At 71.4% G+C, this 13,929-nt stretch carries 14 protein-coding genes; 5 read left to right on the top strand and 9 right to left on the bottom strand.

What is annotated here, in order from left to right:
• Positions 1 to 6: 6 nt before the first annotated feature.
• From ACWD38_RS11625 to ACWD38_RS11615, 3 genes are all read right to left on the bottom strand, one after another.
• A complete protein-coding gene (locus ACWD38_RS11625) occupies positions 7 to 402 on the bottom strand; it encodes a YccF domain-containing protein (RefSeq protein WP_184483263.1) in 396 nt (131 codons plus the stop codon).
• 222 nt (positions 403 to 624) lie between these two features.
• A complete protein-coding gene (locus ACWD38_RS11620; RefSeq protein ID WP_184483261.1) occupies positions 625 to 1,401 on the bottom strand; it encodes a PhzF family phenazine biosynthesis isomerase in 777 nt (258 codons plus the stop codon).
• Positions 1,402 to 1,417: 16 nt separating this feature from the next.
• Entirely contained in the window at positions 1,418 to 2,254 is an 837-nt protein-coding gene (locus ACWD38_RS11615) for an EamA family transporter (RefSeq protein WP_450124027.1), read from the bottom strand.
• Between the two features lie 116 nt (positions 2,255 to 2,370).
• Between ACWD38_RS11615 and ACWD38_RS11610 the strand changes: the two genes are divergently transcribed.
• The 3 genes from ACWD38_RS11610 (at position 2,371) to ACWD38_RS11600 (ending at position 4,916) form a co-directional block, all read left to right on the top strand.
• Complete coding sequence (locus ACWD38_RS11610) at positions 2,371 to 2,949, top strand: helix-turn-helix domain-containing protein (protein WP_450124026.1); 579 nt, start codon at positions 2,371 to 2,373, stop codon at positions 2,947 to 2,949.
• 17 nt (positions 2,950 to 2,966) lie between these two features.
• The gene (locus tag ACWD38_RS11605; RefSeq protein WP_184483259.1) at positions 2,967 to 3,182 is read left to right on the top strand and encodes a hypothetical protein; all 216 of its coding nucleotides are present in this window, start codon (positions 2,967 to 2,969) and stop codon (positions 3,180 to 3,182) included.
• 93 nt (positions 3,183 to 3,275) lie between these two features.
• Entirely contained in the window at positions 3,276 to 4,916 is a 1,641-nt protein-coding gene (locus ACWD38_RS11600) for an AMP-binding protein (RefSeq protein ID WP_450124025.1), read from the top strand.
• Between the two features lie 3 nt (positions 4,917 to 4,919).
• Here the strand turns inward: ACWD38_RS11600 and ACWD38_RS11595 are convergent, their stop codons facing one another.
• Both ACWD38_RS11595 and ACWD38_RS11590 read right to left on the bottom strand, forming a co-directional pair.
• Positions 4,920 to 7,064 carry an NACHT domain-containing protein gene (locus ACWD38_RS11595; protein WP_184483255.1) on the bottom strand — a complete coding sequence of 715 codons (2,145 nt, stop codon included), beginning with the start codon at positions 7,062 to 7,064 and terminating at the stop codon, positions 4,920 to 4,922.
• A 267-nt stretch (positions 7,065 to 7,331) separates the two neighbouring features.
• The gene (locus ACWD38_RS11590) at positions 7,332 to 8,294 is read right to left on the bottom strand and encodes a R2-like ligand-binding oxidase (RefSeq protein ID WP_184483253.1); all 963 of its coding nucleotides are present in this window, start codon (positions 8,292 to 8,294) and stop codon (positions 7,332 to 7,334) included.
• Between the two features lie 116 nt (positions 8,295 to 8,410).
• Between ACWD38_RS11590 and ACWD38_RS11585 the strand changes: the two genes are divergently transcribed.
• Positions 8,411 to 9,022, top strand: coding sequence for an HAD family hydrolase (locus tag ACWD38_RS11585; RefSeq protein WP_343071598.1), 612 nt, complete (start codon positions 8,411 to 8,413; stop codon positions 9,020 to 9,022).
• On the opposite strand, the gene ACWD38_RS11580 is transcribed toward ACWD38_RS11585, so the two are convergent.
• On the bottom strand, positions 9,023 to 9,229 hold the full coding sequence (locus ACWD38_RS11580) for a hypothetical protein (protein ID WP_184483251.1): 207 nt from the start codon (positions 9,227 to 9,229) through the stop codon (positions 9,023 to 9,025).
• Between the two features lie 391 nt (positions 9,230 to 9,620).
• On the opposite strand from ACWD38_RS11580, the gene ACWD38_RS11575 reads away from it, so the two are divergent.
• Positions 9,621 to 10,013, top strand: coding sequence for a cold-shock protein (locus ACWD38_RS11575; RefSeq protein WP_184483249.1), 393 nt, complete (start codon positions 9,621 to 9,623; stop codon positions 10,011 to 10,013).
• 591 nt (positions 10,014 to 10,604) lie between these two features.
• Here the strand turns inward: ACWD38_RS11575 and ACWD38_RS11570 are convergent.
• The 3 genes from ACWD38_RS11570 to ACWD38_RS11560 form a co-directional block, all read right to left on the bottom strand.
• Positions 10,605 to 11,084: a DUF2771 family protein gene (locus ACWD38_RS11570; RefSeq protein WP_184483247.1), complete on the bottom strand. Its 480-nt coding sequence runs from the start codon at positions 11,082 to 11,084 to the stop codon at positions 10,605 to 10,607.
• Between the two features lie 9 nt (positions 11,085 to 11,093).
• On the bottom strand, positions 11,094 to 12,797 hold the full coding sequence (locus ACWD38_RS11565) for an MFS transporter (RefSeq protein ID WP_450124024.1): 1,704 nt from the start codon (positions 12,795 to 12,797) through the stop codon (positions 11,094 to 11,096).
• 221 nt (positions 12,798 to 13,018) lie between these two features.
• A complete protein-coding gene (locus ACWD38_RS11560) occupies positions 13,019 to 13,858 on the bottom strand; it encodes a glutaminyl-peptide cyclotransferase (protein WP_450124046.1) in 840 nt (279 codons plus the stop codon).
• Positions 13,859 to 13,929: the final 71 nt, after the last annotated feature.

Below are 13,929 nucleotides of genomic sequence, written 5' to 3'. Positions count from 1 at the left end.
ACCTGGTCAGCCCCGGGTGGGCAGCCGGTCGTCGGAGTCGATGATCTGCTTGCCCATCGGGAACAGCGACACCGGGATCAGCTTGAAGTTGGCGATGCCCAGCGGGATCCCGATGATCGTGACGCACTGCGCGATGCCGGTGACGATGTGCCCGAGCGCGAGCCACCAGCCTGCCAGCAGCAGCCACAGCACGTTCCCGATCGAGGAGAACGCGCCCGCGCCGGGTTCGTCGACGAGGCGCCGCCCGAACGGCCACAGCGCGAAGTTCGCCATCCGGAACGAGGCGATGGCGAACGGGATCCCGATGATCGTGATGCCGAGGACGAGGCCCGCCACGACGTAGCCCAGGGCCAGCCACAGCCCGCCGAAGATCAACCAGATCACGTTCAACAGCAATTGCATGCGTCCGAGCTTGCCATGATCATCCGGTCGGGGGCTCAGGTACTCCCCTGAGGTTTCCCGTCTTTGATCTTGCCTTTCCAGGTGAGTGGCGTTGTTGGTCGTTGTCTTGTCAGCGGCGGAGCCGCTGAGCAGTGACCGGCTTGAGCAGGCCGACCACCGCTGAGGTTCCGCTGAGTGGCCGGCAACTCAAGCCGAGATCAAAGACAGGCGGTGAGGTTTCCCTCAGACCTTGAGGTCGCCTTCGAGGACGGTGACGGCCCGGCCGCGCAGTGCGATGCGGTCGCCGTGCGGGGTGGCGCGGACGAAGCCGCCGCGCGCCGAGGTCTGCTCGCCGACGAGTTCCGCGCCCGCCCGCCCCAGCTCGGCCGCCCAGTACGGGGCCAGCTTGCAGTGCGCGGAGCCGGTGACCGGGTCCTCCGGGATGCCGGAGGCGGGGGCGAAGAACCGGCTGACGAAGTCGATCCCGTCCCGGTCGCCTTCGGCGGTGACGATCACGCCCCGGAGCGGCCAGGCGCCGATGCGCTCCAGATCCGGTTCCAGTGCGCGCACTTCGGCGGCCGAGCCGACCCGCACGAGCAGGTCGTCGGAGGTCGACAGCACCGCTCGCACGGTCGCGCCGGGCAGCGCCTCGGCCAGGTCGGCGGGGCCGTCCGCCGGGCTCGGCGCGCTCGCCGGGAAGTCCATCCCGATCCAGCCGTCACCGGCGTCGGTGCAGATCAGCTCGCCGCTGCGGGTGCTGAACCGCTGGTCGCCGCCGAGCACGTGCGCGGTCGCGAGCGTGGCGTGCCCGCACAGGTCGACCTCGGTGGTGGGGGTGAACCAGCGCAGCGGTTTCGGTTCGGTGCCGTCGAGCACCACGAACGCCGTCTCGGCGTGCTTCATCTCGGCTGCCACGGACCGCATCCACGTCTCGGAGGCGGGTGCGTCGAGCAGCACCACTCCGGCCGGGTTGCCGCTGAACGGGGTTTCGGTGAAGGAGTCCACGACGTAGATGCGCACTCCGGCAGCCTACGGCTCAGGGCAGCGCGAGCAGGCTCACGGCGACGGCGGCGACGCCCAGGCCGAGCAGCCTGCCGCGGTGGATCCGCTCGGCGAGCACGCCGCGGGCGAGCAGCACCGTGCCGACGGGGTAGAGCGCGACGATCACGGCGACGACGGCGAGGTCGCCGCTGCGCGCGGCGAGCAGGAACAGCAGGTTCGCCACCGAGTCCAGCGCTCCGGCGGCCGCCGACATCGCGTGCGCCGGCCGTTCGGGGCCGAGGCCCCGGCGAAGCACCGCCGCCGCGGTCAGGGTGATCGCCGAGGACACGGCGCGGCCCACGATCAGCGGTGCCACGCCGCTGTCGGCGGGCGTCCGGTGCAGGAAGATCAGTTGCAGCGCGATGGCGGCTCCGGCTCCGCACGCGAGCACCAGCGCGGTCCGCGACGGACGCGTCCCGCCGCGGTGACCGGCGCTGACGAGCACGACCGCCACCAGCGCCAGCGGCAGGCCGACGAGCCCGGCGGTGGACAGGTGCTCGCCTTGCAGCAGCAGGCCCGCCGCCACCGGGAGGGCGGCGGAGACCAGCGCGGTCACCGGGGAGAGCACGTTCATCGGCCCGATGGCGAGGGTGCGGTAGAGCAGCACGAACGCGGTGGCCGAGGCGATGCCGGAGGCGGCTCCCCAGGTCAGGGCGGCGGTGCTGAACGAGGCGCCGAGCAGCGGCCACAGCAGCAGTTCGACGACGAGGCTGGCCGGGGCCGCGATGATCACGGTGCGCAGCACGTGGGCCTTGCGCGCGCCGAGCCCGCCGAAGAAGTCGGCGCACCCGTAGGCGAGCGAGCTGCCCAGGGCCAGCAGCAGAGCGAGCACGGTCCTTCTCCTATCCTGCAGCGGAACGACCGAACGGTACATTTAAACGACCGCTCGGTTCAACCGACCGACCGCTCGGCGCAGTCGAGCGGACCGGCGGTGAGGAGGGTGAGCAGATGTCCGACCCGGCCGTGGCCCTGAAGGCGGTCGCGCAGAACGTCCGGGCCGCCCGGCTGCGCGCGGGCCTGTCCCTCGACGAGCTCGGCCGCCGCGCCCAGGTCAGCAAGGGCGCCCTGGTCGCGCTGGAGAAGGCCCAGGGCAATCCGAACCTGGCCACGCTGGTCCGGTTGGCCGACGCGCTCGGCATCTCGGTGTCCGCGCTGATGCAGGGCGCGCCCGAAGCCCGCGTGCGGGTCGTGGGCGCCGACGAGGTCGCTCCGCTGTGGACGGGGGACGGCGGTGGCGAGGCCCGGCTCGTGCTGACGACCTCGGCCCCGACGCCCGTCGAGATCTGGCGCTGGCGGCTGGAACCCGGCGAGGAGTACCCGAGCCACCCGCACCAGGCCGGGGTGGTGGAGACGATCAGCGTCACCTCGGGCCGGATGGTCCTGGTCGTCGACGGCACCGAGCACGCCGTCGAGACCGGGCGGACCGCCACCTTCGACGGCGACGTCCCGCACGCCTACCGGGGCGCGGGCGAGCGGACCTGCGAGCTGATCATGACCGTGCAGCTGCCGCCGGGCCCCGCGGCCTGACGGGGAAGGTGGGGGACGTGCGCAAGATCGACCGGTGGATCGTGGACCACCCGATGGTCGCCGCGGTGTCCGTGTCGATCGCGGCCGCGGTGCTGAACCTCGCCATATCCGTGCTGCTGCACCCCGACGGGCTCCGGTTCGGCGTCGGCAACCTGTGGCTCGCGCCGCCGCTGGGGGTCCTGGCGTACTTCCTCCTCTTCCGGCCGATCAGCGACAAGCACCGCGGCGGCTAGCCGACGGGACGAGCCGCCGGGGCCCCTCGATTTTTTGCGGTTCGGGCGCAATCATGAGTGCTCCGCGTCATACCCAGCGTCGGGGAGGGCACTGTGGACACCGTTCGACCAGCAGAACCCAGTTACGACTCGGGGATCTCCGAGGTGCCGCTGCTCGGCGACACCATCGGGGGCAACCTGGACCGCGTCGCCGCCCGCGTGCCGGATTCCGACGCGCTGGTGGAGCACGCGCGAGGGCGCCGCTGGACCTACCGCGAGTTCGTCGCGGACGTGGACGCGCTGGCCCTCGGCCTGCTGGAGGCGGGCATCGGCAAGGGTGACCGGGTGGGCGTGTGGGCGCCGAACCGGGCGGAGTGGACGCTCACCCAGTACGCGACGGCGAAGATCGGCGCCGTCCTGGTCAACATCAACCCGTCGTACCGGCTGCACGAGCTGGAGTTCGTGCTCAACCAGGCCGGGGTGCGGATGCTGGTGTCGGCGCAGCGGTTCAAGACCTCCGAGTACACCGAGATGATCGAGCAGGTGCGCCCGAACTGCCCCGGCCTGGAGCAGGTCGTGCTGTTCGACGACGCCACCTGGGACGCGCTGTTCGACCGCGGCCGGGCGGGGGATGCGGCGCGGCTGGCCGCGGCGCAGGCCGAGCTCGGCGCCGACGATCCGATCAACATCCAGTACACCTCGGGCACCACCGGGTTCCCGAAGGGCGCGGCGCTGTCGCACCACAACATCCTCAACAACGGCTTCTTCGTCGGGGAGCTCTGCGGCTACTCCGAAGTGGACCGGGTCGCCATCGTGCCGCCCTTCTACCACTGCTTCGGCATGGTCATGGGCAACCTCGCCTGCACCAGCCACGGCGCGGCGATGATCATCCCGTCGGAGGGCTTCGACGCGCGCACGGCCCTGGAGGCGGTCTCGGCCGAGCGCTGCACCTCGCTGTACGGGGTGCCGACGATGTTCATCGCCGAGCTCGACCACCCGGACTTCGACACCTTCGACCTGAGTTCGCTGCGCACCGGCATCATGGCGGGCTCGCCGTGCCCGGCGGAGGTGATGAAGCAGGTCATCGACCGGATGGGCATGACCGAGGTGTCCATCTGCTACGGCATGACCGAGACCTCGCCGGTGTCCACGCAGACCCGCGCCGACGACTCGCTGGACCGCCGCGTGTCCACCGTCGGCCGGGTCGGGCCGCACCTGGAGGTCAAGGTCGTCGACCCCGTCACCGGGCTCACCGTGCCGCGCGGCGAATCGGGGGAGCTGTGCACCCGCGGGTACTCGGTGATGCTGGGCTACTGGGAGCAGCCCGACAAGACCGCCGAAGTGATCGACGAGGCGCGCTGGATGCACACCGGCGACCTCGCGGTGATGGACTCCGCCGGGTACGTCAGCATCACCGGGCGGATCAAGGACATGGTGATCCGCGGCGGCGAGAACGTGTACCCGCGGGAGATCGAGGAGTTCCTCTACACCCATCCGGACATCGTGGACGCGCAGGTCATCGGCGTTCCCGACGCGCGCTACGGCGAGGAGCTGATGGTGTGGGCGCGGCTGCGGGCCGGGGCGCCGGAGCTCACGGCGGAAGCGCTGCGCGAGTTCTGCACCGGCAAGCTCGCGCACTACAAGATCCCCCGCTACGTGCACGTCGTCGACGACTTCCCGATGACCGTCACCGGCAAGATCCGCAAGGTCGAGATGCGCCAGCAGGCGAAGGACCTGCTCGGCTTGGAGGACTGAGCCTCACCGGTCGGTGCCCGCGAGGTGGTCGCGCAGGCGGGCGTGGCGGAACTGGTGGACCGCGCCCGCCCTGCGCAGCACGCCCCGGTCGTAGGCGTCGTCGAGGAACCGCTTCGGCCGCCACGGCAGCCGCCCCGTCAGCGGCAGCCACAGACGCGCGAACAGCAGCCAGCCGCCCCACGCGGACAGCGCCACCCGCGTCGCCGCGAGCATGATCCCGGCGATGGCTCCGAAGGTCAGCCCGTATCCGAGGTGGCCGGTCACCGCGCCCGCGACCACGGCGGTGAGCCCGGTCGCGAGCACGAGCACAGCCGCACGCCCGAGGGCGACCGCGCGGTCGGCGCGCAGCAGTTGCCACGGGTCCGTCGCGTCGTCGGCCTGATCCTCGCCGAGCGCGGACACCGACCCGTTCGCCAAGGCGCCCGCGAGCGTTCCGGCCAGCGCCACGACCGACTCCGCGGCGATGCCGGGAGCGAACGCCGCCACGGTCACGGCCACCACGCCCGCCGCGAACACCGACTCCAGTACGGCCACCAGCACGACGACCAGCACGCTGAGCAGCGGATGCGTCCGCAGCGGGGTCGTTCGCCGAGCCCGATCGTCGCGGATCATCCGCATCGTGCCCGCCAGCCCGAACGTGGCCGCGAACGCGGTGGCGGCCACGAGCCCGTTCCTGAAGCCGCCGGCGAACGCCACCGCACCTCCGAACAGCATCGCGATCACGAAGACGAGCGCGAACCACAGCACCAGCCTGCGGCCCCGTGGCCGCCGCTTGGAGCTCGGTCGCCGCAGGTGCAGCCGGACCCGTTCCGGTTCGTGCTCGCCCGAGTACCAGGTCCGCAGCTCCGCGCTGAGGCCGGTGAGGAGTCCGACCCCGAACCACACCGCCGTGAGCTCGGCCCAGAGCCCGAGCAGTAGTCCCGGCGCCCCGAAGCAGAGCGCGAACGAGGCGGCGGTGACCAGCACCCGGGTGCGGCGGCGCAGCGCCGCCGGTACCCGCCACCAGGCGAGGTCGTGGGAGCCTCGCACGACCAGGTCGGCGGCGAGGCGGCGGAGCCAGCGGTGGGCCTGGTCCGGGCGCCACCGCCCGGGGCGACGGACGGGGTCGTACCGGGTGTCCAGGTAGACGCTCAGCAGGTGTTCTTCGAGTCGTTCCGGGGTGCGGAAGCGGTCGGGGTCGAGCAGTTCGGCGGGGTCGCGGTCCGCGTCGTCGTGGCCGGTCCGGGCCAGTGCCACCAAGAGCGGGGTGGTGAGGGCCGCGGCCAGGTTCCGGCTCTCGGGTGCGTCCGGTTCGGAGCGCACGTGCTCGAACACCGCCGCCCACTCGGCGGCACGGGCCTTCCCGCTGCCGCGGCGCAGGTGGTGCGCGGCTTCGCTCGGGCGGAGGTCGTCGAGTTCGATCACTGCGGCGCCGCGCACCGCTCGGTCCGCGCCCACCGCGTCGGCGTACTCGTCCCGCCTGCTGGTCACGACGACCGGCGACGCCAACCTGCTGATCTCGCGGACGGCTTCACGTCGGGAGCGCACGGGGATCTCGTCGAAGCCGTCGAGGACGGGCAGCACCCACTCGTCCTCGACGAGCGCGGCGGCCTTCCCGCCCACCAGGAAGGGGTGGTCGCGTTCGAGCAGGTCGACGAGCCGAGCCCGCAGGCCGGTGGTGGTGGGGTTCCAGTCGCCGAGACCGAACAGCACCGGCACCCGCCCGGCGCGACCGCGCTCCGCCAGCAGATCGAGGATGAGCCGGTGGACCAGCGCGGTCTTGCCCGCACCGGCACGGCCCAGGACCACCAGCCGTTCCGAGTGCACGTCGCGGTAGGTCCGCCGGATCTCGGTGAAGGAACCGGTCAACGACCGGGGCCGCGCCTCGTCGCGCTGAACGTTGTCCCAGTGGTCGACCAGGGCCTCCGGCGCCGGGTGCCAGCGCACCGGCAGCGCCCCCGGATCGTCCAGTCCCCACCGCTCACCTTCTTCGCGGCTGAGCGCGGCCACCCTGCGTGCGAGCTCCCGCGCCGACGCTTCCGGCGATCCGCTGGGGGCCGGCGGTTCCGGGTGCACGATGAGATCACCGTGCACATCGCCGCCGACCTGCACGAGGTCACCGCCGACGGTGCCGCGGTTGGTGTTGCGGTCCCGGCCGTGCTCCGTCACCTCGCCAGTGTGCCGCGAAGATCGCGGTGGCGGGGCGGGATCGGACCATCCACGAGCGGTCGCCGAGCACTCCCGGCGACCGCCAACGGCCACCCCTCTTCCACAGCTCGTTCAGGTGTGGAGAACTCGCGCAATTTAGCGCGAAATTGAACGAGCCGACCCGCCACTAGATCGGCCTAGTACCTGCTCAACAAGGTTGTGAGGGCTGTGGACAAGTCCGGAGTCCCCGCAATTTCGCGAGAAATTGCGGGGACTCCGGGGCGGGTGTCAAGCCTTGGCGAGTTCGGCTTCGTCCTCGGCGCCGAACTGGTCCTCCAGCTGCTCGGGGGAGGCGTCCACGTCGATCTGGGCCAGCGGAGTGCCGCGGGCCGAGGAGATCGCGCCGAGGCGGCGGCTCGCCCGGTCGGTGGCGTAGGTGAGCAGTTCGTCGGTGTCGAGCTCGAACGGCCGCACCTCGGGCGCGTCCGCCGGGACCCACTGGATGAGCTCCATCGCGTGCGGCAGCAGCTCCTGCATCATCTCGTCGACGTGGTCCCAGTTCTTCTCGTCGGCGGCCACGTGGCGCCGGCAGGTGAACGTGCCCCACGCCATGTGCCTGCGCTCGTCGTCACCGATGTGCCCGATGAGCTTCTGCATGCCGGGGAACAGGCCCCGGCCGCGGCAGATCTTGTTCCACGCGAAGTACCCGGTCAGCGCCAGGGAGCCCTCGACGACGTGGTTGTAGGTGACCGACGCCCGGATCTGGTTGCGCGGCCCCGGATCGGTGTCCAGCGCGTGCAGCACGGTCGGCAGCACGTCGTAGAAGATCGTGCGGTAGCCGGGGTTGTCGTCGACGTACTCGTTGAGGTTCTCGTTGAGGCCGACCGCGTCCATCCACAGCCGGAAGGCCTGAGTGTGCTTGGCCTCCTCGTACATGAACTGGGTCAGGTACATCTCGTCGCCGAACCGGCCCTCGGCGGCCATCGCGGACAGGAACGGGCGGAGGTCCTGGGTGACCGCTTCCTCCCCGGCGATGAACTCGGCGCAGAGCCCGGCGACGCTGCGCCGTTCGTCGTAGGTGAGTCCCGCCATGTCCTGCGCGTCCTGGGTGAAGTCGAGGTCGGCGGGGTTCCAGAACTTGGCGTTGCCCTTGGTGAACAGCCGCAGCGGCAGGGAATCCCAGTTGAGGCCGCCGGGGCGCAGGGAGTGGAAGTCGTCGCGGTGCTTGCTGCTGTGCGTGGTGGTCGTCATTGGCCTGCTCCAGCTCGCCCGAGATGTGTGAGTCACGTTACACACCGATTTTCGGTACCCAAGAGTTCCGCGTCAAGGGCGACCGGACTCCCGCGTTCCCCCGTTAGCCTGCACCCGTGACTGCTGCGACCGTCGGATTCGACCTCGACCTGACCCTCATCGACCCCCGGCCAGGCATGATCGCCGTGTTCGACCGGCTGCGCGACGAATTCGGAGTGCCCGTCGACGGCGAGCACTTCGCCGCCAACCTCGGCCCGCCGCTGCCCGACGTGCTGCGCACCTACGGGTTCGACGAACAACTGGTGCACCGCCTCGTCGCCCGGTTCCGGGAGCTGTACCCCGACGTCGTCATCCCGGTGACCCGGCCGATGCCCGGCGCCGACGAAGCCCTGGCGGCCGTGCGCGCCCACGGCGGCCGCGCGCTCGTCGTCACCGGCAAGTTCGAGCGCAACGCGGAACTGCACCTGAAAGCCCTCGACTGGCAGGTCGACCGGCTCGCGGGCGACGTGTTCGCCGCCGCCAAGGGCGACGTGCTGATCGACGAAGGCGCCTCGATCTACGTCGGCGACCACCTCGGCGACATCGTCGGCGCGAAGACCGCCGGAGCCGTCGCGGTGGGCGTCGCCACCGGGCCCTACCGGGCCGACGAGCTCGTCGAAGCGGGCGCCGACGTGGTGTTCGCCGACCTCACCGAATTCCCGGCCTGGCTCGCCGCGCGCGCAGGCTGATCAGCGGCGGCGGGTGCGGGCCACGGCCCCCACGACGCCCACGATCAACCCGAGCGGGGCCAGCAGCGTCGCCAGGTTCAACCACAGCGGCAAGTCCGCGATGCCCGTCGCGTAGAGCCCGAACACCACGACCACCGCGAGCACGCCCGCGGCGAACAGGCCCACCGCGAGCGGCAGCACGATCGAACGGGACGGCGCGGCGCTCATGCCGATCAGCCTAAGCGCTGCACCCGCCCGCTCGGCCCGGGTGTGGGCGGGACCTCGCCCGGCCGGACGCGGCCGACCGGGTGTCGCTCCGCCGCCGCTGCGCGGGAACGCGGGAGAAACGCCTGCGCACGGCGCTGCCGGTCGATGCGCGGGCGGCCCTGGGTGAAAGGGGCGGTGATGTCTTGTTCCGGGCGGGTATCCTGGAGTCGACGCGTCCTGGGAACGCTCGGCAGTGTGGTGTTCCGGGGCGTTTTTGTTGTGCTAGGGCCGGATCGCGTCCTCGGCACGACGCACGATGACGACCAGAGGGACCCGCTCGCTTCCGGCTCGCCCGCTTCGGGCCCCGAGGTGGAACGCGCGGGCAGGGCATCGACAGGGAACGGTGAGGACAGTGCCGACCGGCAGGGTCAAGTGGTACGACGCGGACAAGGGCTTCGGCTTCGTGACCCAGGACGGTGGGGAGGACGTGTACGTGCGGTCCTCCGCGCTGCCGTCCGACGTCGAATCGCTCAAGACCGGTCAACGCGTCGACTTCGACATGGCGCAGGGCCGCCGCGGACCGCAGGCGCTGCGGATCCAGCTGCTGGACCCGCCCCCGTCGGTCGTCGAAGCCCGGCGCCGCCCCGCGGACGAACTCCACGGGATGGTCGACGACATGATCAAACTGCTGGAGCTGAAGGTGCTGCCCGACCTGCGCCACGGCAAGTACCCCGACCGCAAGGTGTCCAAGCGCATCGGCGAAGTCGTCCGCGCGGTCGCCCGCGAGCTCGATCCGGGGGCTTGATCCGGGAGCGAAGGGTCGCCCGACGTGCGGCGTCGGGTCGTAGAGCCTTCCCCCGTTAGAGCCTTCCCGGGTTGGGCGTGTGGTTTCGGTGGTGCGTGGAATGCCGGGTTTACTGATTGCTTCCACGGCTCGTGTTGCTTGGGTGTCCGGGTAGCGGAACCTCAGCTTCCTTCTCGCTGCGGGATCTTTTTCCCAAGTGGCTCCGCCACGAGGGAAAAAGCTGTCCTCGCGAGAAGGAAGCTGAGAACCCGCCGGTGGGGGCTTTTCGACGTGGGCTATTCGCTGCGCGAATACAGGCACGGCCTTCGGCCGCAAGGCAGACTTCGTTTCGCTCGTCCAAGGCACGGCTTCGCCGCCCAAGGCATGGCTTCGCCGTACGGCACGGCGTTTGGGCGCGAGGGGGGTTGCTTCGCAGTCGAAGGCATGGCTTCGCCACTGCGTACGGCGCTAATCCAGCCACACGCCCAAAACCCGACGTCACACGCCAAGCCGAGCGGGACTCCACAAACCCAGCCACACGCCCAAACCCGGGAAGGCTCGAAAACCCGACGCCACACGCCAAGCCGAACCCCGGCTCCAAAGCTCGGCTGCTCAGCGGGGGTCGAGGACCCAGGTTCCGGAGATGCCGAAGTCGACTCCGCCTTCGGCGCCCGCGGTGAGGACGGCCGAGTACTGCTGGACCTCGACGTGCTCCAGGCGGGTGCCGTCCTCGGGGACGCGCAGGGTGTAGGAGTGGCGCGTGTCCGGGGTGAACACCGGGGTGCGGCCGTCGATCTCCTCGCCGTTGGTGCCGCGGTAGATGTAGGCGACCTGCCACGGCGTGGCGGCCACGTCACCGGGCACCGAGATCTGCAGCGGTGCCTTCTCGGGCACGCGCAGTTCGCCCACCGGGTCGGCGGGCGGCGGGGAGCACTGCTCGCCCGTCGCGTCGCAGAACCGGGCGGGAGCGACCTCGATCGCGTCGCCATGCGAGTAGAAGGTGACCTGCGGGTCGGCCGGCGCCGAGCATCCGGCCAGCGCGGCGATGCCCAGCGGAGCCGCGAGCAGCAGCGACTTCAGTCCACGATGCACGCCGTGAGCCTACGGCCCGGCCGGAACCCGTTCGGTGCCCGGTCGGGGGGTGCGGCCGCGGCGCGGTCGCGGAACGAGACTGCCGCCGCGCCCCACGATGATCGTTTGGGTGAGCACGAGCGCGAGGATCGCGGCGGTCGTGGTGAACCCGATCCACCACACCGGCGGCAGCAGCACGCCGAGCGCTCCGCCGAACACCCAGCTCAGCTGCAAGATCGTCTCGGAGCGGCCGAAGGCGGAGGCCCGCGCCCGCTCGGTCACGTCGCGCTGCACCACCGCGTCCAGGCACACCTTGGCCAGCGCGCTCGCCGTCGCCCCGACGAGCCCGACCGCGACGGCCACCGGCACGCCCGCCAGCACCGCCGCGCACACGGTGATCGCGAGCGCGGCGCCCAGGCAGCTCACGATCAGCCGGTCCGGGGCGCTGAACCGCATCCGGGCACCGGCGGCGTTGCCCGCGAAGCTGCCCAGCCCGGCTGCGCCGCCTACCGCGCCGAGCAGCACCAGCTGCAGGAACGGGTCCTGCCGGGTGCTCTCTTTGATCACGAACGCGGCGAACAGGGTGAGGAATCCCGTGAGCACCCGGATGCCGCCGTTGCCCCACAGCGCGACGACCACGTGCGGGCTCAGCGGGGTGCGCTTGCGCTTGCCCGCCACGTCCCGCTCTCCCGCCGAGCTCTCCACCCGGGGCGTGACGCGCAGGCACAGCCAGGAGCCGAACGCGGCGAGCGCCGCCATGAACCACAGCGCCCCCGGCGAACCCAGCAGCCACGCGAATCCGGAGGCCGCCGCGCCGAAGACGCCTCCGGCGGCCAGTCCGAACGTGGTGAGCCGCGAGTTCGCCGTGGTCAGGTTGATCGCCCGCGGCAGCACCCGGGGCGTCATCGCCGCCTTGAGCACGCCGAACGATTTGGACAGCACCATGCAGCCCAGCGCCGCCGGGTACAGCAGCCAGCCGTCGAAGTTCAGCGCCATCACCGCCGCCAGCAGCACGCGCACGCCGAAGGACACCGCGAGCGCGGTGCGCCTGCCCTGGCGCAGCCGGTCCAGCGCCGGGCCGATCACCGGGGCGATCACGGCGAACGGGGCCACGGTGATCAGCAGGTACAGCGCGACCTTGTCCTTGCTCTCGCCGGTGGCGGCGGAGAAGAACAGCGTGTTGGCGAGCGCCACGGCCATCGCCGCGTCGACCGCGTAGTTCAGCATCACGGCGTAGGTGAAGCGGGCGAGTCCGGATTCGGCGGCGCCGTCGGCGTGCGCGGCGGAGAAGAACAGCCGCATCGCCCGCCGCGTCAGCTGGCGCCCGCGCCAGGCGGCGACCCGCGTGATGGTGAGCTTGCGCGGCGGATCGGTGGCGTCCCACCGGCCGCGTCCGGAGCGGGTGTCCTCGCCCGGCGCGGTGTCCTCGGAGGTCCGGTCGCGGGGTTCGTCGCGCACCGCGTGCTCGGTGGTGGCGGTGTGCTGGGCGCTCGCGGCGCGTTCGGTACCGCCGCGCTCCTCGTCGGCCGGGTGCTCGGGCTCGCCGGGGCCTGCCGGGGTTTCGGCGTCGGCGGGGCGGCGGGACGCGGCCTCGTGATCGTCGGCTCGCTGGTCGCGCCGCCGCCGGTCGCCGAAGTCCTGCGGGATCCGGGAGCGCCTGCCGCGACGTCCGGCTCCCCAGCCGGGCCGTCCGGCCGGTTCCTCGTCGGCGTGCCCGTTGCGTCGGAGCCCCATGCGCTCATCCTGCCCTAGGCGAAACCTCGATCGCGCCCGTTGCTCGGCTGCTCAGCCCACCGGTGGAGGACGCCGCGTCCGACACGCCGATCGGAGTTGTCCACAGCGAACCCCGACCTGTGGACAACCTCCGTGATCACGTGAGTTCTCCACAACTGAGGCGTCGTCACGTCCTCACCGGAACGAGGCTGTGGAGAACTCCGCCGATTGGTGTGGACCGATCACTCGGGTACGAAGCGCACCCGGTACACGTGCGGCCACAGCTTGCCGGTGAGCAGGTACTCGTCGGTGCCGGGCACGGCGGCGATGCCGTTGAGCACGTCCGTCCCGGACCGCTCGGTCCACGGCAGCAGCCCCGAGGCGTCGACGACCATGTTGACCTGGCCGGACGCCGGGTCGATGCGCACCAGCCGCTCGCTTCCCCACACGTTCGCCCACACCTGCCCGCCGGCGCATTCGAGCTCGTTGAGCTCCGGCACCGGCCGCCCTTCGAGCGTGACCTCGACCGAGCCGGTCGGGGCGAACGTCGCCGGGTCGCGGAACGTGAGCCGCGAGCCGCCATCGCTCATGACCAGCCGTGTCCCGTCGTGGCAGAGCCCCCAGCCCTCGCCGTCGTAGTCCACTCGGCGCAGTTCCCGCAGGGTCTCCCGATCACGTTCCAGCGCAACCCCTTCCTGCCAGGTGATCTGCCAGATACGGTCTCCGACGACGGTGATGCCCTCGCCGAAGAGCTCCGTGGGGAGGCGTTCCTCCTCCAGCACGCGGCCGGTGTCCGGGTCCAGCGCCCGCAGCACCGAACGCCCGTGCTGACCGGTGCCCTCGTAGAGCGTCCCGCCGGACAGTTCCAGGCCCTGGGTGAACGAGGAGCGGTCGTGCGGGAGCACGCGGGTCACCATCGCTCGAAGGTGTGGCACGCTGCGCGCGTGCCCAATGCTCTGATCGGTGTGCTCGCGGTGGTCCTGGCCTTCGTCCTGGCCTGGTACGTCCGTCGAGCACGCAGCCAACCCCAGGCCGCCCAACAGGCTCACGATGATCACACCTGTGGACAGACGGTTGCCCAGCACAGTTCTCCTGGGGAGATCTCCGGTTCGCACCCCGAAAGCCTGACACGGGCGGCGACCGCACCGACCCC

Source organism: Saccharopolyspora sp. NPDC002578 (genome assembly GCF_053592695.1).
This window is presented reverse-complemented; position numbering and strand designations above follow the sequence as displayed.

Excerpts from the sequence above, each read along its gene's own strand:
- ACWD38_RS11565 (WP_450124024.1), bottom strand. The coding sequence starts at position 12,797 with ATGGGGCTCCGACGCAACGGGCACGCCGACGAGGAACCGGCCGGACGG.
- ACWD38_RS11625 (WP_184483263.1), bottom strand. The coding sequence starts at position 402 with ATGCAATTGCTGTTGAACGTGATCTGGTTGATCTTCGGCGGGCTGTGG.
- ACWD38_RS11590 (WP_184483253.1), bottom strand. The coding sequence starts at position 8,294 with ATGACGACCACCACGCACAGCAGCAAGCACCGCGACGACTTCCACTCC.
- ACWD38_RS11580 (WP_184483251.1), bottom strand. The coding sequence starts at position 9,229 with ATGAGCGCCGCGCCGTCCCGTTCGATCGTGCTGCCGCTCGCGGTGGGC.
- ACWD38_RS11610 (WP_450124026.1), top strand. The coding sequence starts at position 2,371 with ATGTCCGACCCGGCCGTGGCCCTGAAGGCGGTCGCGCAGAACGTCCGG.